This is a genomic window from Maribacter sp. UH1, from assembly GCF_056839145.1.
Window position 1 is genome coordinate 1,223,211 of record NZ_CM166387.1, and the last position, 20,541, is coordinate 1,243,751.

A 20,541-nucleotide genomic window follows, 5' to 3' on the forward strand; every position below is an offset into this window, starting at 1 on the left:
TCCAAAACGGATGTACTACCCTTGTAAACCAAGAAACCATCATCAAGGTACTTTCCTAAATATGATTCATTACAGCTTGTAAATCTTCTAAGATGTAATTGCTTTCATCTTCTATATCTGCGTATCCTTAGGCAGCAATTGCTGAGAATAATTCCGCAGGTTGTAAAAAGTAACCTAGTTTTAAAAGCGATTCTTCTCTAATGGCTTCTTAAGTGTCTTTGTCTTTTACTTCTTTGAAGTCGGTTACTTCTTCGTCAACTAGTAATTCGTTAGCATATAAGTATTGTTTTTCTGAAAGGTATTTGTAAAAAATAAATCCGAATATATAATCGTGATAATCGTCGCACTAATTTTTCCTCGTAATAAATTGGCAATTCCCCAAAGTTGGGATTCTAGTATTTTTTTTGGTCTTCGGACATTAAATTAGTTCTTTAATCAGCATTAAATATGTTATTTTTCTCTAAACAGCTATGTCATATATATGACGTAAATTTCATTTCACGGGGGAGAGTTTAAATATAGTCGTTCAATTTTTGATAAAAAATAAAATGTACCAACATCAATTATAAGTTGAGATATATTAAACCCAATGAATAAAAAAAATTTCAAGATTAGAATTATACGAATTAGTATGGTCGGAACCAATCTCAAAAATTATTCAAGAATTTGCGATAACTAATAAAGCTTTTAAAGAATTATGCAAAAAAAAAAATATCCCTTTACCTCTAAAAGGTCATTGGTCTAAGATAAAATACGGAAAGATAGTGGCTCCAATTCCCCTATCAGAAGGTTCTATTGACAATAGCGATATAATATTACCTAAACGTATTTCAGGAGAACCAGTTTTAAGTAAATTAACTGAGTTAGATTTATTAATTAGGGATATAAAAAGTGATAGTAAATTAGCTCAAATAATAACAACAAAACTTGACATACCAGATAAATTAATTATATCAGCTAGAGAGTATCTAAATAAAACCAAAAAGGCTAAAAAACAAACCAGAATTGAAACGCCAAAAAAAGGAGTATTATCTATAAATGTTTCTAATGCATTAGAAAGAAGAGCCTTAATTTTCACTGATGCACTAATTAAGCTATTGAAAAGAAGAGGACATTCTTTAGTCGTGCACACTAATCAACAATATGCTAATCATAACGGAACCAAACTAATTGTTTTTGGAGAGACATACTATATAAGAATTAGAGAAAGTAACATTAGGGTAATGGAGCAACACCCAAAATATGATTGGAAAGAAGCTAAATATAAAAATTTGGCTCTGTGTAAATCCAAAAAGTTAGTGTCTTTTTGCACGCTACGTTTCATACACAAGTCCGTTGGCAGTAATACAACAAAAGGACAAGTAAAACACAGATTTGGAAAAGTTTTAAGAGTAAAGATATCTCAACTTTGTATTAAATATAAAACAAAGAATTATGAGTAATCTAAAAAGAAAAATTGCGATAGTAACAGGTTCATCAAGAGGCATAGGAGCTGAAATTGCCAAAAAACTAGCAAAAAGAGGAGCTAAAATAGTAATCAACTACACAACGAATAAAGATTCAGCAGAAAGAGTTGTTAACGAAATTATTCAAAATGGCTCTGAAGCAATCAGTATACAGGCTGATGTCAGCCTTCAAAAAGATGTAAGTCGTTTATTTGATGAAACAATTAATCATTTTGGTAAGATTGATATTCTAGTAAACAACGCTGGAGTAATGCTTAACTCTTTAATTAGAGATACTACAGACGATTTATTTGACAAACAAATAAATATTAATGTAAAAGGAGTGTTCAATACATTTCGGGAAGCATCAACCAAATTAGCTGATAACGGAAGTATCATCAATCTTTCATCTACAGTAACACGTACAATTTTTCCAACTTATGGCATTTATTCTGCATCTAAAATAGCCGTAGAACAGATGAGTAAAGTTTTTGCTAAAGAAATAGGTCATAGAGGTATAAACGTAAACTGCGTATTACCTGGACCAACAAGTACAGAATTATTTTTAAAAGGAAAATCGGAAGAATTAATATCACAACTCGCAAATAATAATGCCTTTAAGAGATTAGGAACTCCAAGTGATATTGCAAAAATAGTTGCTTTTTTAGCCAGTGATGAAGCAAAATGGATTTCAGCTCAAAATATTGGTGCTAACGGAGCTATGGCATAACTTAAAAACAAATTTATTATGAAACAATTTTTAACAGCCATAACAATGGGTGCTTTGGGTGCATTAGCCGTTTTTATATCATTTTCATTCCATTGGCTAACTTGGACACTCTTTATTGCTTGGCTAAGCTATTATATATTTGGTAAATCTTTAAAATCTGCTTTCTATACATTAATACCTATTACAACAGGAATATTTATGGGGATTTCAATACAAATATTAGGAGGTTTTCTCAGTAAATATCTTGGAGCTATTGGTTTTCCTATAGCAGTATTCATATTTATTACATCATTAACTTATTTGGCAAAAATTAAATTATTAAGTAATATTCCTGCTTGGTTTATTGGATTAATTATTTTCTTTGGTAATCATCCACCGATAGAATTTAAACCAATATTAAGTTTATTTATTCCAATAATTGTTGGATTTTTATTTGCCTTTTTAAACGACATAACAGCAGATAGAATACAAAAAAAATCAGTTTTAAAATAATAATATGGCAAACCTAAAAAAATTCTCAAACATTAAGGATTACCATAACTTTGCTAATCTTAGCACTCCTAAACATCCTTTAATTAGTTTAATAAACTATAGTGAAGTTAAATACCCTGAAGACATTAAAGAATTAAATTTTGTACAAGAATATTATACTATTGGTTTAAAACGAAATGTTCCTTACAAATTTTTTTATGGTCAACAAGAATATGATTTTGATGAGGGAGTAATGACTTTTATTTCTCCGAATCAAGTTTTGAATATGGAAAGTAATCCAAATGTTAATTCTAATAAGGAATTGAAACCTTCAGGTTGGTTACTTTGTATTCATCCAGATTTTTTATGGAATACTTCTTTATCAAAATTAATTAAAACGTACGATTTTTTTGGATACGTTATCAATGAAGCATTATTCCTTTCTGAAAAAGAAGAACTTATGATGATTGATATTTTAAAAAACATTGAAAAAGAATACCAAGCAAATATTGACAAGTTTAGTCAGAAAATAATAGTTTCACAATTAGAGCTATTATTAAATTATGCCGAACGATTTTATGAACGCCAATTTATTACTCGGAATAAATCAAGTCATCAACTTTTAGAGCGAGTTGAAAATTTATTATCGAACTATTTTAATCAAAGTGATTTAATTGAGTTTGGTTTACCAACTGTTGAATATATTTCAAATGAACTTAATCTTTCTTCAAATTATTTAAGTAGTATGCTTAAATCTTTAACAGGAATGAGTACGCAACAACACATTCACAACAAACTAATTGATAAAGCAAAGGAACAATTATCTATAACTCAATCTCCTATTAGTGAAATTGCATATAAATTAGGTTTTGAATATCCTTCGTCATTCAACAAATTGTTTAAGAGTAAAACAGAAATGTCACCTTTGGAATTCAGGAAAAATTTTAATTAGAAAAAGATACTACTGCCGACAATGTTTAAAAAACATAGGGCGTTTGTTCTAACTCCAAAGTTCCGTGTTTGTTTATAAAGTCCGCTTAGGGACGTAAGTCCCGATTTTTTTAAACTTTTTCACCAATCCATGTTTAAATAGATTTCACTCCTGATTAAACTTATTAATGAAGGCTGAATATCTGCAAAGAACTTGAACTTAATAATAAATGTTATGGCTTTTGTTTTAAAAAAATAACCTACTTAACAATTTAGTCCCAGTCCATATTTATAACCCTCTATGCTTATTATTTTAAAAAAAATGCCTGGAATAAAAAAATCGAAGCACTAACATCAATTTCTTTTTTTACTAAATTGCCAACTAATCAGAAAACTAAAACTGCATACGTTTTTGCATACGATTTTATAATTTGATAGCGGCTGAGCCCAATAAAACCGTTGGTAATTTTCCATACGAGGAGCTCATAACCCGAAGGTCGCTGGTTCGAGTCCAGTCCCCGCTACTAAGAAAGAAGCCACTGAAAATCCAGTGGCTTTTTTTTATGCTCAATACGCACAATAGGTATTTGTTTTAGTTGTCAGAACAAGTACATCATAATAAAGGTTACCCATTCAAATTCTTACGAACGGCAGACCAAAAAGACAATAATGCAGAAGTGTTTTTCTTGGAAAGATCGGCAAGCAAGGTCATATTGGTAATAAAGATTTCTTTTGAATCATAATACTCAGCATCATCAGCTGGGGCATATAACGCCATATCCCAATTCGGAAAATATCTTTGTCTTGACAGACCTTCCCACAATAAATCTAACCCATGATGCCTATTATCACTTTTGATTTTATCAAACAACTGAAGTACATTACTCTCCTCACCTTCCAAAATTTGAACAATACTTTCTTCAAAGTACACTAGGCATCCGGTTATTCCTCGTGCGTTATTTCTCTTCCGTGCATCAATGAGAATGTTCTCAATTTCAGCTATAGTTAATTCTGGTGATATCTTAGAACGGTAGGTTAATTGGAACATTTATTCTTGCACATACATTTATACAGACTTTAAGTTAATGAAAAAGTTGATTATTTTAATTCTCTTAACCAAAAAATAGTCATTTTATGTTTTACCTATCGTCATCAGTTCTCCCCATTGCGTGGTAAACCGCGGACTGCGATGTTCTTTGATAAGCGCCCATTCTTTGCTGCGATTGCCAACCGTAGCGACCTTGATTTTATTCTTGCCGTACTTACCATTTAAATTATCGATTAGATTGGTAATCACATCACTCTCGCTCTTATGAGGATCATAGAACATATTCGTCTGCACCTCGTTTCGGTGTACCAATGAAGTCAAGTTTACACCAACTTTTTTATACCGGTAGCCTGGTTTAAATATCTGTTGCAAACCTTTTAATGCTTCTTTTGTTAGTTTGATGGTACTATCGGTCGGTGTATCTAGGTTTATGCTGATGCTGTTTCTATACTGCTTATCAACCGCGCTATGTTGATTGGTCTGCAATGAGATTTCCAATTGAGCGGCTAGACTATGTTGCTGCCTTAATAAATCCGCTACTTCGGCTACATAATAACTACAGGCTTCCTCTATAAGTGAATAATCCGAGAGCTTGAATCCGAATGATTTGGCTGTTCCTATCCCTTTTTTCGCATTTGCTTCTGTCTCCAGTTCCAAACAAGGCACATTATTCAGTTCTCGCCATAATCGCTCTCCTATCACCGTCATTTCTTTGCGTACCCATGCAACGGGCATGTTGGCAAAGTCTAAAGCCGTGTGTATGCCGTTGTTTTGAAGTCGAATAGCATGCTTCTTCCCTATTCCCCAAATATCCTTCACTTGAAGATTCCGCAATAAATGTTGTCTCTTTTGTTCGTTATCAACCACATACACATTATTGTTTTGAGGTATTTTCTTAGCATACTTATTCGCTAATTTCGATAATGATTTTGTCTTTGCAATACCCACACCTACCGGTATGCCTGTATTTTTATGGACCGTGTTTTTAATTGTATGAGCAATTGTATTGTAATCATCCACCTTAATGCATCCTAGATCAACCCAACTTTCGTCAATACTATATTCCTCTACTCTAGGTGAAAATGTCATTAAGGTATCCATCACCCTTCTTGACATATCACTGTACAACGTATAATTAGAAGAGAAATAGGTGACATTATTGTCATCTAGCAACTTCCTTATTTTGAAAATGGGCTGAAACATAGGAATATCCGTCAAGGCTTTTGCTTCTTTGTTCGCCGCAATGACGCAACCATCGTTATTACTTAAAACTACAACAGGTTTCCTCATTAAATCTGGTCTAAAGACCTGTTCGCAGGAGGCATAAAAACTATTACAATCTACCAACGCTATCATAATACCGACTTAATAATATAGGTTATGGTTCCCCAAATATTTAGTTCAGCGTTTTGGGTATTATCTATTCTAACAATTTTAAAACTATCGTCTACAGTAGCTAATACGAGTTGATTTAACTTCGGAGTCAACGATTTGTCAACAATTAAAACATCGTTGCTAAAAATACCGAACTCTTTAAATTCTTCATCTACTACCCTTATAAAAAATGTAGACGAAGAATTGGAAACCAGTACTTCGTTCAAATCGATTTGTGGTTCACTATAATGTGTTGCCGGACTAGAAAATCCTGTTTGTGTCGGACTTTTAACCCTATAGTTATTATCAGATTTTTTAATCAAATATTTATCTTCTACAATCATAACTTTAAATCCTATCCTTATTTTTTCGTTCCCTAACCCAATGATCATGCGGAACGTTCCAAAAGCCTAGTACCGGCATTATAAAACAAACTACTCTAGAAGGGTATTTATAATACAGATTAACATCTTGGGTATCGGTCTCGTACTCCACAAAAAAACCATCCATAGCTATTGGCTTGCTTTCAAAAAGCCCATTATCTTTCAATGCAGCTTCATAGCGCTCTTTCCCTATCTCTTTAAGGAGTGCTTTTATACACTTAAGATCATAATTTCTAAATACTGTTTTGGACATTGTCCAAATTTCAGGATATTATCCAAATAATTTAATGTAAATTTGAAAATATTATTAACAATGGGCAGAAATGAGGAAAATCGCTCCAGAAATAAGATATAGGAACACTTTCATATTGAGGACTTTGTGTTAAAAAATCGAGGCTAAAAAACGTTAGGAAAGTCTACATAAAGAAAATATTATAACTATTAAAAATACCAACCACATCTACTGCTATTTTTATAAGGTTAATCATTAAACAATTAGAGTTATGCTTTTAGGCAAGACCGCAGTAATTTATAAACGATTTAGTATCTCATTCGAACCTTAACCATTAGTAATGAGGCAAGTAATATGAGAACTCTATTTAATATTAAGACTACATGAGTTTAAAAGAAGGACTTAACAAACAACAGTTAAGAGCTGTTGAATTTTCAGGTAAACATCTTCTGGTACTTGCCGGTGCGGGTACTGGAAAAACGCGTACCATAATTGCGAGAGCCGCCTATTTGATCGAAAATGGTGCAAACCCGTCTAAAATTCAAATACTCACATTTACCAAAAAAGCCGCCAATGAAATTGTTGAGCGTGTAAAAGCAAGCTTACCACAATCTAGCGGGCGTACGCTTAACGGCGCCACATTCCACTCATGGTGTAATCAACTCATCATTAAATATCCTAATTTATTCGGTGCCGCTAATTTTACGGTAATTGACCCAGATGATCAATTAGGTTTAATGAAAATGGTTTCTGGCAGCCATAGCGATGTTTATGGTAAACTTCGTATAAAACCGCAGCAGTTATTAGATGTCTATTCTTATGCCAGAAACACCAAAAAGAATTTGACCGAATCTATACGTACCCTAGTTTATAAGGGGAAAGAAGATAAGGATACGGAGTATGAGATAACCGCCATGAAGCCTAATGTAGAAATATTACTTAGAGCATATCAAAAGAAAAAGATGGAGCAGCGTTATTTAGATTATGATGATCTGCTGTTAGTGGTATCCACTCAACTAAAATCTAACCCTGAGGCTAGAAAGCTATTATCTCAAGATCTCGATTATCTTCTTGTTGATGAAATGCAAGATACCAACCCCTTGCAATGGGAACTACTTTCGCCGTTCATAGATATCTGCAGTTTGTTCTGCGTTGGTGATGATGCACAATCGATCTATTCTTTTAGAGGTGCGGATTTTAGAAATGTGCATCAATTTAAAGAACGTGTACCCAACTCTGAGGTTTATAAACTTGAAAAAAATTACCGCTCTACACAAGAGATTTTAGATATTTCAAATTGGGTATTAGACAAGTCGCCCATTGATTATAAAAAACAATTACAGTCTGTACGAGGAAGCGGAGAGGTACCTATATTATTAAATGTAAGTGATGAATGGCAAGAAGCCAATTGGGTAGCAGATGAAATTTTAAAAAACTATACAGATGAGGACCGTAAGTTTGCCGATCACCTTATTTTATCACGTTCTCAATATTACACCAAAACACTACAGGCAGTATTTATAAGAAGAAAAATACCTTATGTCACCTATGGCGGACGTAAATTTCTACAGGCTGCACATATAAAAGATCTGGTTTCTTTATTACGAATAGTCAACAACCCATACGATGAAATTGCTTGGGTGAGATTCCTGACTTTTTGGGAAGGAATAGGAGAAGTAAGGGCTTCTAGAATTATGGCGGTAATCTTGGCAGATGAGGGTAAAACCGATATCCCTACCCTTTTGCAAGGTGCCATTCCCGGCAAAGACGGAATTAAAATTGCAGAACTATACAATGCCGTTCAAAAAGAGAAGGGCAAAGTGGGTAAAATGGTAGACATTGCTTATGATGCCATGTCATTAGGGCTGGCTTTTAGATATCGAAAAGACTGGATTGAGAAACGTAAAGGAGATTTCCCCGTTTTAAAACTTTTGGCAAATAGCTACTCAAGCTTAGGTGAATTTATTGGTGAAGGACTATTAGATAATGCCGAAAAGATGAACGGTGCGCCTGTTTTAAGTGAATCAAAATTAGAGACCGATGAAGAAAAAGACCATGTTGTTATATCTACCATCCACTCTGCTAAAGGACTGGAAGCCGATGTTTGTATTGTTTTAAATGTATCGCCTAAAGCTTTTCCTTCCGCTTGGTCATTAGATGATGTAGATGCCATTGAAGAAGACCGTAGGGTATTGTACGTTGCATTAACACGTGCTAAGAACAGATTGATCATTACTAGAAACACTGCTTCCATATCGGCAATTCATGGTAAATCAATTTCCAAAAATTCAGGTCAGCAAGCAGATGACGCAGAAATCTATTTTTTAACGGCCATACCTGAAGGATTGGTAAAACAAGAAACCGTAGGCTATGAATTTAAGCCAGTGAAAGATGCCGCAGAACCGAACAAAATGGATTTATCTTCAGGTATGGATTTTAGCTAGACAATAGAAATGCGAGAAAGAAAATTTGCTATTATTTCCATGACCACTTTTGGCTACAAACCAAATCCTTTAAGAATAGTTCAACTGACTATAAGTAAACTTCAGGGTGATTATTACGAACCTATATTTCAAACGAACATTAACCCAGAAGAACGCTTACCAAATTACATTCAGCAAAAAACAGGATTGACCGATACCATGTTGTTAAAGGCACCTACCTTCTCAGAAATTGCTCATAATTTACTAACAGAACTTGAAGATCACATATTGGTTGGTCATAACGCATCATTTCTACATTATGCTTTACAATCTGAATTTAAATATTTAGGATATTCTTTTAAAATTCCCCAGCTATGCACCGTGCGGTTGGCAAAGAAGCTAATACCGAATATGACCAGTTATGAATTACCTTATTTGAGCGGTGTTCTTAATATACCATACATAGAATCAAATGATTTAGATGATGATAATGCTGCAGTTGAAATACTATTTCAAAGATTGATTTTACTTGATGATGAAGAAATGGTCATCTCTAAATTCTTAGAACCTAAAGTTGAGAAAGAAAATATAACACCCAAAAATATAGCTTATCAAAAACTAAACTCTTTACCTAATTCCCCCGGTATTTATAAGTTCCAGGACCAAAGAGGTGAAGTAGTTTATGTGGGTAAGGCCAAGGATATTAAAAAAAGGGTATTGAGCCATTTCTATAACTCGAGCGAGAAAGAAATAACTCTTTGTGATGCTACTTACCATATAGATTTTGAAACTACCGGTAGCGAACTGATTGCCTTATTACGAGAAGCAGACCTGATCGATAAATTAGACCCACCGTTTAATTACATTCAAAAGAAAAGTTATATCACCTACCACATTGTACCGCAAAAAAACAGAAAGGGCATTTTGCAATTAAAGATTGAAAGAAGGCCTTTTCAACACTCCCCTACCGAAATTTTCTTAAAAAGAGGTGATGCCGTTAAACGCTTACTAGAACTGACTAAAAAGTTTAGATTATGTCCGTTACAAACAGGTTTGAAAAGCAAGTTAGGTAGATGTACCCACGGGGAATATAATGAATGTGATAGTGTCTGTGCTGGAGAAGAAGCCGTAGGATTATATAATGAGAAAGTTGAAAATGCCTTAGACTTCCTCAATAATGAAAAGGACAATTATGTAATTTTCGAAAAAGGACGTACAAAAGACGAACGTAGTTTTGTGTTGATTCTTCATGGTGTTTATCAAGGCTTCGGTTTTCTTGATAATTCTCAAACCGTATCAAGTCTAGAAGATTTAAAGGATATGCTTGACCCTAAAAAACATTCGTACCATACCGCTAAAATTATTTCAAGTTATACTCAGCGAAATCCATGGAAAATTAGAACACTAGAAAAAGTAGGACTTTTTTGAAATCATAACCCGAAAGTCACCGGACGGAGTTTTGTTCTCGATTAAAAGCTGTTTAGAAAACTGATGGATATTTTTATGCTCCCCTAAATATTTGAAAAACCAAATCCTTGGTCAAAGGCTGACCATTTGCTTTTTCTCGAATAGTTTCAAAACTAAACCTAAAATCACAACCTGCTTTGTACTCACTACAGCCATACGCAGTTTTTCCTTTGACTATAGTGCCTTTATTACATTTAGGACACCTATTTTCTTCGCTAGCGGACTTTGCTTGAATCTTTGCTTTCTTCGGCTCTAGTTTCAACTTGAAATTTTCATCGAATCTAACCAGACCTTCTACTAAAGTTCCATCAACTTTAAAGCCTTTTAAATTTACCGTTGATCCTTTTTGAAACAGCCTAATATATTGTTTTTCCGATATGGTCTTGCCTTCAAACTTAAAGGGTATTACGAAATCGCACGTCTTCTTAAACTCAGAACAACCATAGGCCGTTTTTCCTTTTCGTATACTGCCCGTTTTGCATTTAGGACAAACCTCAGAAGTCAATGTAGTCGATTTTTTAACCGCTTTCTTTTTAGAATTCGCAACTGCCGGTTTATTATTTACAGAAGATATATTTGCCTTTCTAGTTTCACTGCGTACCTCGTAAACTAGCTGATCTACCATTTGCTTCATTTGTTTAATGAAACTACCCGCATTGAAAGTACCTTTTTCAATATCTTTTAGCTGCTTTTCCCATTTACCTGTAAGCTCGGCAGATTTCAGCATCTCATTTTGTATGGTATCAATTAACTGAATACCGGTAACAGTAGGTATAACTTGCTTTTTATTCCTTTTTATATATTTTCTACGGAACAGGGTTTCTATGATATTGGCACGCGTAGAAGGTCTACCTATACCATTTTCCTTCATTAACTCACGTAACTCTTCATCTTCAACTTTTTTCCCTGCTGTTTCCATGGCTCGTAAGAGGGATGCTTCTGTATATTGCTTTGGTGGTTTTGTCTGCTTTTCAAGAAAAGAAGGTTCATGAGGTCCTTTTTCCCCCTTTTTAAATGTGGGTAATATTCCTGATTCTTTAGCAGTACTATTTGGTGTTTCAAAAACTACACGCCATCCTTTTTCTACTATTTCTTTACCGGTGGTTTTAAACTGTACTTTTTCCGCTTTACCGATTACGGTAGTATTGGAAACTTTACAATCTGGATAGAATACGGCAATAAAACGACGGACGATGATATCATAAACCTGCTGCTGATTGTATTGCAAGTTCATTTGTTGACCTGTTGGTATAATAGCATGGTGATCCGTAACCTTACTATCATCAAAAACCTTTTTGGTTTTCTTTAATTTTTTACCATTAAGAGGTTTCGTTAGCGTATCGTAATTCGAAAGATTATTAAGTATTCCCGGAACTTTTGGATATACATCATTAGGTAAAAATGTGGTATCTACCCTTGGGTACGTAACTACTTTTTGCTCATATAACTTCTGTACGATCTTTAAAGTTTCATCTGCGCTAAAGCCAAATTTAGTATTACAATATACTTGCAAGCCCGTTAAATCAAAAAGCTTGGGCGCATACTCATTACCGGCTTTCTTAGTAGTAGAAACAATTTCAAAATCGTGCTCTTTTACAATATTTGCCAATTTTTCGCCATCCTCTACTTTTAGAAAACGACCTTCTTCGTAGCTAAATAAAGTATCTCGATATAAAGTTTGTAACTCCCAGTAAGGCTGTGGCTTAAAATTTTCTATTTCTTTAAACCTATGTACCAACATTGCCAAAGTGGGGGTTTGTACTCGCCCTACAGATAATACTTGCTTGTAACCACCATGTTTTAAGGTATATAAACGCGTGGCATTCATACCTAAGAGCCAATCTCCTATAGCTCTCGAAAAACCCGCATAATATAAATTGTCATAATCTGTAGAAGGTTTTAAATTTTTGAAACCTTCTTTTATAGCCTCTGTAGTAAGCGAAGAGATCCAAAGCCGCTCTACCTTACCTTTATAATTTGCCTCGTTCAATACCCAACGTTGTATCAATTCTCCTTCCTGACCAGCATCCCCACAATTGATTACAACATCTGCATTGTCAAATAATTGCTTTATAATCTTAAACTGTTTTTTAATGCCCGAATCTCCGGAAACTTTTGTTCCAAAATGATCTGGTAGCATTGGAAGATTATTCAAATCCCAACTTTTCCAATGTGGCTTGTAATCGTTTGGCTCCTTTAATGTACAAAGATGTCCAAAAGTATAGGTAACCGCATAACCATTGCCTTCGTAGTACCCGTCATGCTTGGCACTTGCACCAAGAACAGATGCAATTTCACGTGCCACAGATGGTTTTTCGGCAATACAGACTTTCATTTCAGGTGTTAAATGTTAAGATTTAGCTTTGAGTTTTCGACCAACAAATATAGAAATTGTTTAATGAAAGAACCATTATAAAAAAAGCCGCTTAAACTCTGTTTAGCGGCTATTGATATCATATTACTATTATATCTTAATGGAGAATCTTAGTTGATTGACACTAGCTTGTTGAAATAAACAATTTAGTTGCCGATATACTTTTTTAATACGTCAACGTATTATAACCATTGGCTTGTAGTTGCAACATGCGAACCGATGCAGTCGGGGTAACATCAAGACCATCAAAAAGTGTTTCTTCTGCCACACCTAATTTTTCCATGGCAACACTACAAACACTTACTTTTACTTTTCCTTTATACTTTTGAAAGAACTTTTCTAACTCTGAATCTTTGACCAATTGTGTAACCACCTTTCCTTTGACTACGATTTCATATTCCTCAATTTCAACACCGTTTTCAATCAAAAGGTCATACATACTTAATACACCCTTAAAATGCCTTTCTGTAGTAAGTATAAAACCATATTTAGGGGTTTTCTGTAAATCCGCTACAGTTTCTTGGTCTAGTTTTTTCTGAGCATTAACTTGGGAACCACTGGCAATCATTAACATTACTACTAAAAGAGTTCTAAGAATATTTTTCATGGGTTATATTTTGATGTGTAAATTGATTATCTAAATTAATGAAATTAATCTCCAAACACTCCTTCAAGGCACAAGAAAAATGGCAATTTTAATTAAGTCAACACAATGAACTCTTCTTTAGGCAAGACTTCTCTATTATTGATAGGTACTGATTTTAATGATTTTAGCAACAGCTCCTTTAATTCTTTAAAAGAAGAAGACTTTTTTAAGAACTGATTGGCCCCTTCTTGTTTAAGTTGGTTTACTTCCCTATCTCTATAAATTGAAGAATATGCTATGATATAAATGTTATTGAATTTTTTAAAATTTCTTATATCCATAAGACATTCAAAGCCATCCATAATTGGCATATATAAATCTAAAAAGATTACATGGGGCAAAGTGACATCAGAAAACAATTTATCCATTAAATCAACCCCATTATCAAATTGAAACACTTCTGTTTTTATTGGAATACTGCTTAAAGCTTCCATAAAAAAATCGCGATCATCAAAATCGTCATCTGCAATATATATTCTTAAGTCCTTCATTTTTTCAATATAACATCAGTATGGCTATCAAAATTATGCACGAATACCACATAAATTTCTGCCAATAAAAATGATTACTAACTCAATACCATTTTATAACAGGATATGAACTCAATAAAATATAAATTTGTAGTAAATTACTTACATTTGATATATTGCATAAAATAAAAGATGCTTTGCAATCCATTATTCTTTAATTATTTATGGCATTTAAAAACCGTAACGAACTTTTAACAATATTACAGCATTATCAGCTTGATTATTATACTAAAGGAGAGGCGTTAAAAGTTCATAATATACTAAAAGCAGTACAGCCCGTTATCAAATTTAAGAGCGAAGATTGCTCATTGGAATTTCACCAACGAAATAAAAATTTAAAGCGAATTGAGGATCTTACAGATATTAATGAATACTCTAAAAAATTTGCACATAATTTACTTAGGCTTATTTTAATTGTAAATAATTCTAAATTTCAGTAAAAGACAACTCTAATAAAAATAGGATTATCAGGACAAATAGAGAAATACCTCTATAGATAAGATCAACTTCTAATTAGAATTCTCATGACCTATTTTGGTCAGTAACCTTTTCGCTGCAAGCCAGAATTTTTTTGAAGTAGGATTAGGAACTACAGACATATTAGGTATCTCCTCTTCTGGACTCACCATTAATTTTATGTACTTAAAAGCTTCATTAGGTAATTGATTGGACAAATAAGCCATACTCCAAGTATCAAATTCCCTAGAATAAATATTGCCATGAGATAAAAGAATAACTTCATAATGACGCGTATCTACCCTTATCTTCTCAAATAATGCTAAGACTATTTCAGCATCGCCTTCTAAGTATTGCACAAAAAAACCTTCATGATAAATAAGACATCCTGTAATATCATGTTTGCCATTAAAATCTCTTGATTCTATTAGAATTTCATCAATCTGAGCAGGTGTTAGGCTATTGGCAATTGACTTATACACAAGATTGTACATATAAAAGTAATATTGAATTGCTTAAAACAAGCATTAAGGTAGCGACTTTAAATCAATTACATGTGCTAAACAGTATTATTTTTCTTACAAAAAAATAGCAGTCGTTAGATTTCTTCCAATACTATAATAAACAACGATCCTTATATTCTAAGAGTCAATTTTAAATGTGATAGCGACTATTGAAATTTATTTAAAGCCATAATTTTCTAGAGAATTTTATAATATAAAAATCATGAAAAATAGAATCATAGTTACGTTAGCCTTAATAGCCATTTTGACCTCATGCTCAAGCACTAAAAAAAACTTAGTGAATACTTCAGAAAAGTCAGCTGCACAAAATGAATTAACTAACGGATCAACTGACACCACGGAAAATGCCGGTATTCAAAATACTTCAAAAAATTTAGATGATACATACGCTACTATGTTCACCAAATTAGAAATGAGCAAAGACCAAATTAGCACTTTTACTTCTGAAATGAATCGTTTTAAAAGCAAACAGGCCCCACTGCTAGTGGAGAAATGTTAGGTAGTATTGAAAGTGAGCAAACACGACAGATGGAAAGTATTTTGTCTAGTGCTCAGTATGCCAAATACGAACAATGGTTAGCTGAAAATAAATAGAAACCTATTCTAATCATGTATTGCACTAATACTAAAAGGTATACAACAAACCATTAAAACATGGCTCACATACCTTTATGAAAAACTAATTATAAAATACTATTAAAATGATAAAACCCACATCAGAAGTACCTGATTTAAAAATATCTTTAATTAACGATACTCAATGGAGCTTATATGACCAAGCTAGTACATCTTTTACCATGGTCGTTTTCTATAGAGGACTGCACTGTCCTGTCTGTAAAAATTACCTAGAAGACCTTGCCACAAGACTAAAAGATTTTAGCGACAGAGGTGTTCACTTAATAGCTATTAGTAGTGATAGTGAAGAACGAGCAAAAAAAGCAGGCAAAGAATGGAATATACCTGAACTACCTGTTGGTTATAATTTACCAATTGAGACTGCTAGAGAATGGGGATTATATGTTTCTAAAAAAACATCTGACAAAGAACCGGATGAATTTTCAGAGCCCGGATTATTTTTAATTCGCCCTGACAACACATTATATGCAAGTGCCATTCAAACAATGCCATTTGCTAGACCACATTGGGACGATATTTTGAACGCAATTGACTATGTCAACAAAAACGATTACCCTGCCAGAGGTGGAGAATAATATCGTTTCGATATATTCTAAAAATAAGAAGGTGGACAATTCTTTAAAGAATTGTCCACCTTTCTTTATAATATCAAAAATATTAGTTTCTTTCTGACTTCCACTTTTCAAACTCCGCCTTTATACTCTCATCTACCATAGGGTACAGACCTATTACTGCCCTACCTCCTTGAACTTGCTCTATTACAAACTCCTCATACATTGTCATTTGTATACATTCATCTGCAACCTCATCGGCAAGATGCGCTGGTATTACCATTACACCATCATCATCGCCGAGAATAATATCACCAGGAAAAACAGCTACATCTCCACAACCTATTGGGTCGTTGATAGCAATTGCTTGATGCAAGGTTAAATTGGTAGGTGCCGTAGGTCTATTATGATAGGATGAAAAATTTAAGTCTGCAATTTCTGCAGAATCCCTAAAACCTCCATCAGTAACAATTCCTTCTGCATTTCTCACCATAAGTCTAGTCACCAAAATTGATCCAGCAGATGCCGCTCTTGCATTTTGCCTGCTATCTATAACCATAACAGCTCCTTCTGGGCACTCTTCTACCGCTACTCTCTGTAAATGCTTTGGATCCCTAAATACAGTGATAGGATTTAAATCTTCGCGAGCCGGTATGTAACGCAAGGTATATGCCTCCCCAACCATAGTAGGTCTTCCTAATTTTAATGGCTTTACATGTTGTATGAACTGATTTTTCAGTCCTTTTTTAAATAAACAGGTTGCAACGGTCGCCGTACTCACCTTTCTTAATTTATCTTTTGTTGCTTTAGCTATTTTGGTCATTATTTTTAATCTGAAAATTTATATTATTCGGCTTTTTTCCATGCTTCTTGTAAAAAGGTCAAATCCTTTTTCATCTTGGCAAACACTTCTTTTTTATCCATTGTAATTTTCGTTGCACCATGCTCCGCTCCACCAAGATCATATTCTAAATGTAATGAAATGGGCACATTGATTTTATATTTTTTAAGTAAAGAGAAATATCTATTAAAATCTACCATACCTTCCCCCAAAGGAGTATTAATAGGCTGCCACAAACCATCTTTCTTTCCCCATTTAAAATCTTTAATTACAATAGATTTTATATACGATTGAATACGACGCAAATCTAACTCCCAACTTTTTCCTCCTTCTACAACGGCATGTCTTATATCATATTGACAACCTAAAAATTCACTATTGGTTTTTGAAAAAATTGTAGGTAGATCCCAAATAGGAGCGCCCACATGATTACCTGCATGATTTTGATAGCAACCAATAATCCCTAACTCTTTATTTAAGATTTCTAGATTTTTAGCTTCAGTGGCATATTGTAATAGACTTTCATCTATTGACTTGTCTTCAGGATAACTTAACCAACCGGTACGATAGTATTCAATTCCTAATGTACTAGCCGTCTTCAATACTTCTTGCTGACGAGCATCTGTAATATCCCAAACGTTAGTGGTCATCATTTTTGGTGATAACCCAACTTTTTTCATAGCTTCTACTGCTGCCGGTAAATCTTCATTTACCTTTTCTGGCAAAATGTGTCCTTTTGGGCGCACTGTTAGATCCAATCCATTAAATCCTATTTCTGCGGCTGCCGCAGACATCTCATTATAATCAAGAAATTGTAAATGCTTAGAAAAAAGGTGTACCTCAATAGCATCATTTGTAGCAATTTTTGGCTTTAAAAAACTACCTTCTAATCGCACTAAAGGCAAGCCCGCCAATGCCATAGCTGATTTCTTGGTGAAATTCCTTCTAGAAACACCTTTTTTATCTTCTCTCATTTTTAATATACCTTTTATATTTTATCAATAGGTTTTGTGTTAATTAGTTGCCATTCTTACAAATATATGTATTTTTGGTCAACCAAACTGGTTAACCAGTTTATCCTGATTTCATAGTAAATCATACATCTAAACCTACATTTAGTTTCAAACCAGATTAATAACATATATAATGAAAAAGTGTTTCTTATTATTAGCATTTGTTTTTCTACTGCTTTCCTGTGGTGAACAATCAAGCAGCAACAGCAGTAGCAGCGCAATAACGGTAAAGGATATTAATGAATTGAACACAGCAATTGCCGAGGCAAAGCCTGGTGATGATATTGTTATGGCCAATGGAGATTGGAAAGACGTAAATATTAAATTTGTAGCATACGGTAATGAGAAAAACCCTATTACATTAAGAGCAGAAACCCCTGGTGAAGTTTTAATTACCGGTACTTCTGATCTAAAACTTGCAGGTGAGTATTTGAACGTTAATGGTCTGTATTTCACTAACGGATCGTCTCCTTCTTCTGCGGTTATCGATTTTGGTATTAGTGAAGACTCGGTTGCTAACCATTGTAAAATTACCAACAGTGCTATTATAGATTTTAATAAGGCACAACGAAATCAAACAGATTTATGGGTTTTATTCAAAGGGCGACACAATGAGCTAGACCATTGCTACATTGCCGGAAAATCTAATAGAGGACCAACTGTTAGAATTGATTTGGCAGGTAATAATAGTATAAAGAATTACCATAAAATCACCAATAACTATTTTGGTCCTAGACCTCCAAAGGGTGGACCTAGTGCAGAAACCATACAACTGGGAAATAGCTTTACCTCAATGGCACCTAGTCATACCTTGGTAGCCAATAACTTTTTTGATCACTGTAACGGTGAAGTAGAGGTTATCTCTAGTAAAACCAATTTTAATGAGTTTAGAAATAATGTCTTTTACAAGAGTGAAGGTTCTTTGGTTACAAGACATGGTAACTATTGTATTATTGACGGAAATATTTTTATAGGGGATGAAAATTCTGAACAAATTGGCGGTGTTCGTTTAATTGGTACCGGACACTGGGTTACCAATAACTACTTCTACAATTTAAACGGACAAACATTCAGAAGCCCGCTTGCCGTAATGAACGGTATTCCAAAATCACCATTGAACAGATATTTACAAGTTACCGATGTTGTTGTTGCCAATAATTCTTGGGTAAATTGCGTGTCGCCTTGGCAATTTGGAGTAGGATCGAACACAGATCAAAAAGATATTTTACCTAAGTCAGAGATTAGATCCGCAACACCTATACGAACAATCGTGGCAAATAATCTTATTTATAATGACAAAGGAGATAAGCAGCCTATTGTTACCCATGACTCTATAGATGGCATTAGATTTAAAAGTAATGTCATTAATAATCAAGGAGTGATGTTTAAGGCGGTTGACGGACTTACCCAAAAAGATTTTGGTACTTCTATAGCTGATGGTGATATTTTAATGCCCGATAATTCATTAGCTGAGTTTGAACTTTATAACGGATTTGAATTTGACCAGATCACGGCAGATTTATTCGGTAATTCTAGAGCTGACAATAATATGGTTGGCGCTGTTATAGGTAAGCCTGTGAACAAAAAGGATATGATGGATGTATCTCTTTATGGAACTGACTGGTATGCTAACACAGCTTCTAAAAATGAATCTGGTAAAACGCATTCAGCCGGTACAACAGCAGAACTTGTAAATGTACTTTCAACTGCAAACAGCGGAGATACCATAACCTTGACCGCCCAACAATACAGTTTAACTTCTCCATTAAAAATTCATAAGTCTATAACTATAATGGCTGCTACACCAGAAGTAAAAGCAATTATTGAATATGAGGGAGCAGCTAAAACTCCTGCATTTGAAATGAATCCTAAAGGGCAACTTACCCTTAAGAATATTCAACTAGTAGGGAACAAAGAACAGTACGCTTTTGTCAGTTTAAAGAACAATATGTCCAGCCTTTATAATCTAAACATCATTGATTGTGAAATATCGAATTTCGATTATGTTTTGAAAGCATACAAACTGTCGTTTTCAGAGTACATTACCTTTACTTCTACACAAATTAAGAATTGTGGAAATGGAATTGAACTGTCTGAAGAGACCGATGACAAAGGTGAATACAATGCTGAGAACATAACCATTGACAATTGCTTATTTGATGGGGTTGCCAAGAACGTCATTGATTACTATAGAGGTGGGTACGATGAATCTACCGTTGGCGGTAATTTAATAGTGACCAATAGCACATTTACAAATTGTGGATCAAAAGCTGAAGAAGGTCTACTTCTTAATACTTACGGAATCATTAATGTAAATCTTGCCAATAATAAATTCATTGACAACCCTGTAAAACTTGTTGCACGTCTATGGGGTGCAAAGAACAACAAGGCTTCTAACAATGAAATAAAAAATTCAGGAGAGCTGGTTGTACAGGAAAACCTTCCTCTTAAACTTATGTACTAATAC

The 20,541-nt window shown here is 33.9% G+C and carries 20 protein-coding genes; 10 read left to right on the top strand and 10 right to left on the bottom strand.

Features of this window, described 5'->3' with window-relative positions:
- The first annotated feature begins 764 nt into the window (after positions 1-764).
- Genes UH1x_RS05375 through UH1x_RS05390 form a run of 4 tightly spaced genes read left to right on the top strand, consistent with a single transcriptional unit; the run spans position 765 to position 3,598 of the window.
- Positions 765-1,442: a hypothetical protein gene (locus UH1x_RS05375; RefSeq protein ID WP_482625650.1), complete on the top strand. Its 678-nt coding sequence runs from the start codon at positions 765-767 to the stop codon at positions 1,440-1,442.
- Entirely contained in the window at positions 1,435-2,175 is a 741-nt protein-coding gene (locus UH1x_RS05380; protein WP_482625651.1) for an SDR family oxidoreductase, read from the top strand. Before UH1x_RS05375 ends, UH1x_RS05380 begins: the two co-directional genes overlap by 8 nt.
- 18 nt (positions 2,176-2,193) lie before the next feature.
- Positions 2,194-2,667, top strand: coding sequence for a DUF1097 domain-containing protein (locus UH1x_RS05385; protein ID WP_482625652.1), 474 nt, complete (start codon positions 2,194-2,196; stop codon positions 2,665-2,667).
- Positions 2,668-2,671: 4 nt separating this feature from the next.
- On the top strand, positions 2,672-3,598 hold the full coding sequence (locus UH1x_RS05390; RefSeq protein WP_482625653.1) for a helix-turn-helix domain-containing protein: 927 nt from the start codon (positions 2,672-2,674) through the stop codon (positions 3,596-3,598).
- A gap of 603 nt (positions 3,599-4,201) precedes the next feature.
- Here UH1x_RS05390 and UH1x_RS05395 read toward each other — a convergent pair.
- The 4 genes from UH1x_RS05395 to UH1x_RS05410 all read right to left on the bottom strand — a co-directional run bounded on the left by UH1x_RS05395 (position 4,202) and on the right by UH1x_RS05410 (position 6,634).
- Complete coding sequence (locus tag UH1x_RS05395) at positions 4,202-4,624, bottom strand: BLUF domain-containing protein (RefSeq protein WP_482625654.1); 423 nt, start codon at positions 4,622-4,624, stop codon at positions 4,202-4,204.
- Positions 4,625-4,708: 84 nt separating this feature from the next.
- Positions 4,709-5,980: a Y-family DNA polymerase gene (locus UH1x_RS05400; RefSeq protein WP_482625655.1), complete on the bottom strand. Its 1,272-nt coding sequence runs from the start codon at positions 5,978-5,980 to the stop codon at positions 4,709-4,711.
- The gene (locus UH1x_RS05405) at positions 5,977-6,342 is read right to left on the bottom strand and encodes a S24 family peptidase (protein WP_482625656.1); all 366 of its coding nucleotides are present in this window, start codon (positions 6,340-6,342) and stop codon (positions 5,977-5,979) included. The genes UH1x_RS05400 and UH1x_RS05405 overlap by 4 nt, the downstream gene beginning before the upstream one ends.
- Positions 6,343-6,346: 4 nt before the next feature.
- On the bottom strand, positions 6,347-6,634 hold the full coding sequence (locus UH1x_RS05410) for a hypothetical protein (protein WP_482625657.1): 288 nt from the start codon (positions 6,632-6,634) through the stop codon (positions 6,347-6,349).
- A 362-nt stretch (positions 6,635-6,996) separates the two neighbouring features.
- On the opposite strand from UH1x_RS05410, the gene UH1x_RS05415 reads away from it, so the two are divergent.
- Positions 6,997-9,057, top strand: coding sequence for an ATP-dependent helicase (locus UH1x_RS05415; RefSeq protein WP_482625658.1), 2,061 nt, complete (start codon positions 6,997-6,999; stop codon positions 9,055-9,057).
- A 9-nt stretch (positions 9,058-9,066) separates the two neighbouring features.
- Positions 9,067-10,464, top strand: coding sequence for an exonuclease domain-containing protein (locus tag UH1x_RS05420; RefSeq protein WP_482625659.1), 1,398 nt, complete (start codon positions 9,067-9,069; stop codon positions 10,462-10,464).
- A gap of 73 nt (positions 10,465-10,537) precedes the next feature.
- Here the strand turns inward: UH1x_RS05420 and UH1x_RS05425 are convergent, their stop codons facing one another.
- The 3 genes from UH1x_RS05425 to UH1x_RS05435 form a co-directional block, all read right to left on the bottom strand.
- Complete coding sequence (locus UH1x_RS05425; RefSeq protein WP_482625660.1) at positions 10,538-12,838, bottom strand: type IA DNA topoisomerase; 2,301 nt, start codon at positions 12,836-12,838, stop codon at positions 10,538-10,540.
- Between the two features lie 205 nt (positions 12,839-13,043).
- Positions 13,044-13,484 carry a DsrE family protein gene (locus UH1x_RS05430; protein WP_482625661.1) on the bottom strand — a complete coding sequence of 147 codons (441 nt, stop codon included), beginning with the start codon at positions 13,482-13,484 and terminating at the stop codon, positions 13,044-13,046.
- Between the two features lie 92 nt (positions 13,485-13,576).
- Positions 13,577-14,014: a response regulator gene (locus UH1x_RS05435; RefSeq protein WP_482625662.1), complete on the bottom strand. Its 438-nt coding sequence runs from the start codon at positions 14,012-14,014 to the stop codon at positions 13,577-13,579.
- A 203-nt stretch (positions 14,015-14,217) separates the two neighbouring features.
- On the opposite strand from UH1x_RS05435, the gene UH1x_RS05440 reads away from it, so the two are divergent.
- Positions 14,218-14,493 carry a hypothetical protein gene (locus UH1x_RS05440; RefSeq protein WP_482625663.1) on the top strand — a complete coding sequence of 92 codons (276 nt, stop codon included), beginning with the start codon at positions 14,218-14,220 and terminating at the stop codon, positions 14,491-14,493.
- 69 nt (positions 14,494-14,562) lie between these two features.
- Here UH1x_RS05440 and UH1x_RS05445 read toward each other — a convergent pair whose 3' ends face one another.
- On the bottom strand, positions 14,563-15,003 hold the full coding sequence (locus UH1x_RS05445; protein ID WP_482625664.1) for a BLUF domain-containing protein: 441 nt from the start codon (positions 15,001-15,003) through the stop codon (positions 14,563-14,565).
- Positions 15,004-15,235: 232 nt separating this feature from the next.
- Between UH1x_RS05445 and UH1x_RS05450 the strand changes: the two genes are divergently transcribed.
- Both UH1x_RS05450 and UH1x_RS05455 read left to right on the top strand, forming a co-directional pair.
- On the top strand, positions 15,236-15,532 hold the full coding sequence (locus UH1x_RS05450) for a hypothetical protein (RefSeq protein ID WP_482625665.1): 297 nt from the start codon (positions 15,236-15,238) through the stop codon (positions 15,530-15,532).
- Positions 15,533-15,734: 202 nt separating this feature from the next.
- The gene (locus UH1x_RS05455; RefSeq protein WP_482625666.1) at positions 15,735-16,244 is read left to right on the top strand and encodes a peroxiredoxin-like family protein; all 510 of its coding nucleotides are present in this window, start codon (positions 15,735-15,737) and stop codon (positions 16,242-16,244) included.
- A gap of 82 nt (positions 16,245-16,326) precedes the next feature.
- On the opposite strand, the gene UH1x_RS05460 is transcribed toward UH1x_RS05455, so the two are convergent.
- Both UH1x_RS05460 and UH1x_RS05465 read right to left on the bottom strand, forming a co-directional pair.
- The gene (locus tag UH1x_RS05460) at positions 16,327-17,043 is read right to left on the bottom strand and encodes a ribonuclease activity regulator RraA (protein ID WP_036156608.1); all 717 of its coding nucleotides are present in this window, start codon (positions 17,041-17,043) and stop codon (positions 16,327-16,329) included.
- Between the two features lie 23 nt (positions 17,044-17,066).
- On the bottom strand, positions 17,067-18,035 hold the full coding sequence (locus tag UH1x_RS05465) for a sugar phosphate isomerase/epimerase family protein (protein ID WP_482625667.1): 969 nt from the start codon (positions 18,033-18,035) through the stop codon (positions 17,067-17,069).
- Between the two features lie 172 nt (positions 18,036-18,207).
- Here UH1x_RS05465 and UH1x_RS05470 point away from each other — a divergent pair, with 172 nt between their 5' ends.
- Positions 18,208-20,538, top strand: coding sequence for a chondroitinase-B domain-containing protein (locus UH1x_RS05470; protein ID WP_482625668.1), 2,331 nt, complete (start codon positions 18,208-18,210; stop codon positions 20,536-20,538).
- The last annotated feature ends 3 nt before the right edge of the window (positions 20,539-20,541 follow it).

Bases quoted from the DNA above. Each gene is read 5' to 3' on its own strand.
- UH1x_RS05415 (WP_482625658.1), top strand. From the start codon at position 6,997: ATGAGTTTAAAAGAAGGACTTAACAAACAACAGTTAAGAGCTGTTGAA.
- UH1x_RS05405 (WP_482625656.1), bottom strand. From the start codon at position 6,342: ATGATTGTAGAAGATAAATATTTGATTAAAAAATCTGATAATAACTAT.
- UH1x_RS05440 (WP_482625663.1), top strand. From the start codon at position 14,218: ATGGCATTTAAAAACCGTAACGAACTTTTAACAATATTACAGCATTAT.
- UH1x_RS05450 (WP_482625665.1), top strand. From the start codon at position 15,236: ATGAAAAATAGAATCATAGTTACGTTAGCCTTAATAGCCATTTTGACC.
- UH1x_RS05460 (WP_036156608.1), bottom strand. From the start codon at position 17,043: ATGACCAAAATAGCTAAAGCAACAAAAGATAAATTAAGAAAGGTGAGT.
- UH1x_RS05470 (WP_482625668.1), top strand. From the start codon at position 18,208: ATGAAAAAGTGTTTCTTATTATTAGCATTTGTTTTTCTACTGCTTTCC.
- UH1x_RS05380 (WP_482625651.1), top strand. From the start codon at position 1,435: ATGAGTAATCTAAAAAGAAAAATTGCGATAGTAACAGGTTCATCAAGA.
- UH1x_RS05445 (WP_482625664.1), bottom strand. From the start codon at position 15,003: ATGTACAATCTTGTGTATAAGTCAATTGCCAATAGCCTAACACCTGCT.
- UH1x_RS05395 (WP_482625654.1), bottom strand. From the start codon at position 4,624: ATGTTCCAATTAACCTACCGTTCTAAGATATCACCAGAATTAACTATA.
- UH1x_RS05465 (WP_482625667.1), bottom strand. From the start codon at position 18,035: ATGAGAGAAGATAAAAAAGGTGTTTCTAGAAGGAATTTCACCAAGAAA.
- UH1x_RS05430 (WP_482625661.1), bottom strand. From the start codon at position 13,484: ATGAAAAATATTCTTAGAACTCTTTTAGTAGTAATGTTAATGATTGCC.
- UH1x_RS05410 (WP_482625657.1), bottom strand. From the start codon at position 6,634: ATGTCCAAAACAGTATTTAGAAATTATGATCTTAAGTGTATAAAAGCA.
- UH1x_RS05390 (WP_482625653.1), top strand. From the start codon at position 2,672: ATGGCAAACCTAAAAAAATTCTCAAACATTAAGGATTACCATAACTTT.
- UH1x_RS05420 (WP_482625659.1), top strand. From the start codon at position 9,067: ATGCGAGAAAGAAAATTTGCTATTATTTCCATGACCACTTTTGGCTAC.
- UH1x_RS05425 (WP_482625660.1), bottom strand. From the start codon at position 12,838: ATGAAAGTCTGTATTGCCGAAAAACCATCTGTGGCACGTGAAATTGCA.
- UH1x_RS05400 (WP_482625655.1), bottom strand. From the start codon at position 5,980: ATGATAGCGTTGGTAGATTGTAATAGTTTTTATGCCTCCTGCGAACAG.
- UH1x_RS05455 (WP_482625666.1), top strand. From the start codon at position 15,735: ATGATAAAACCCACATCAGAAGTACCTGATTTAAAAATATCTTTAATT.
- UH1x_RS05385 (WP_482625652.1), top strand. From the start codon at position 2,194: ATGAAACAATTTTTAACAGCCATAACAATGGGTGCTTTGGGTGCATTA.
- UH1x_RS05435 (WP_482625662.1), bottom strand. From the start codon at position 14,014: ATGAAGGACTTAAGAATATATATTGCAGATGACGATTTTGATGATCGC.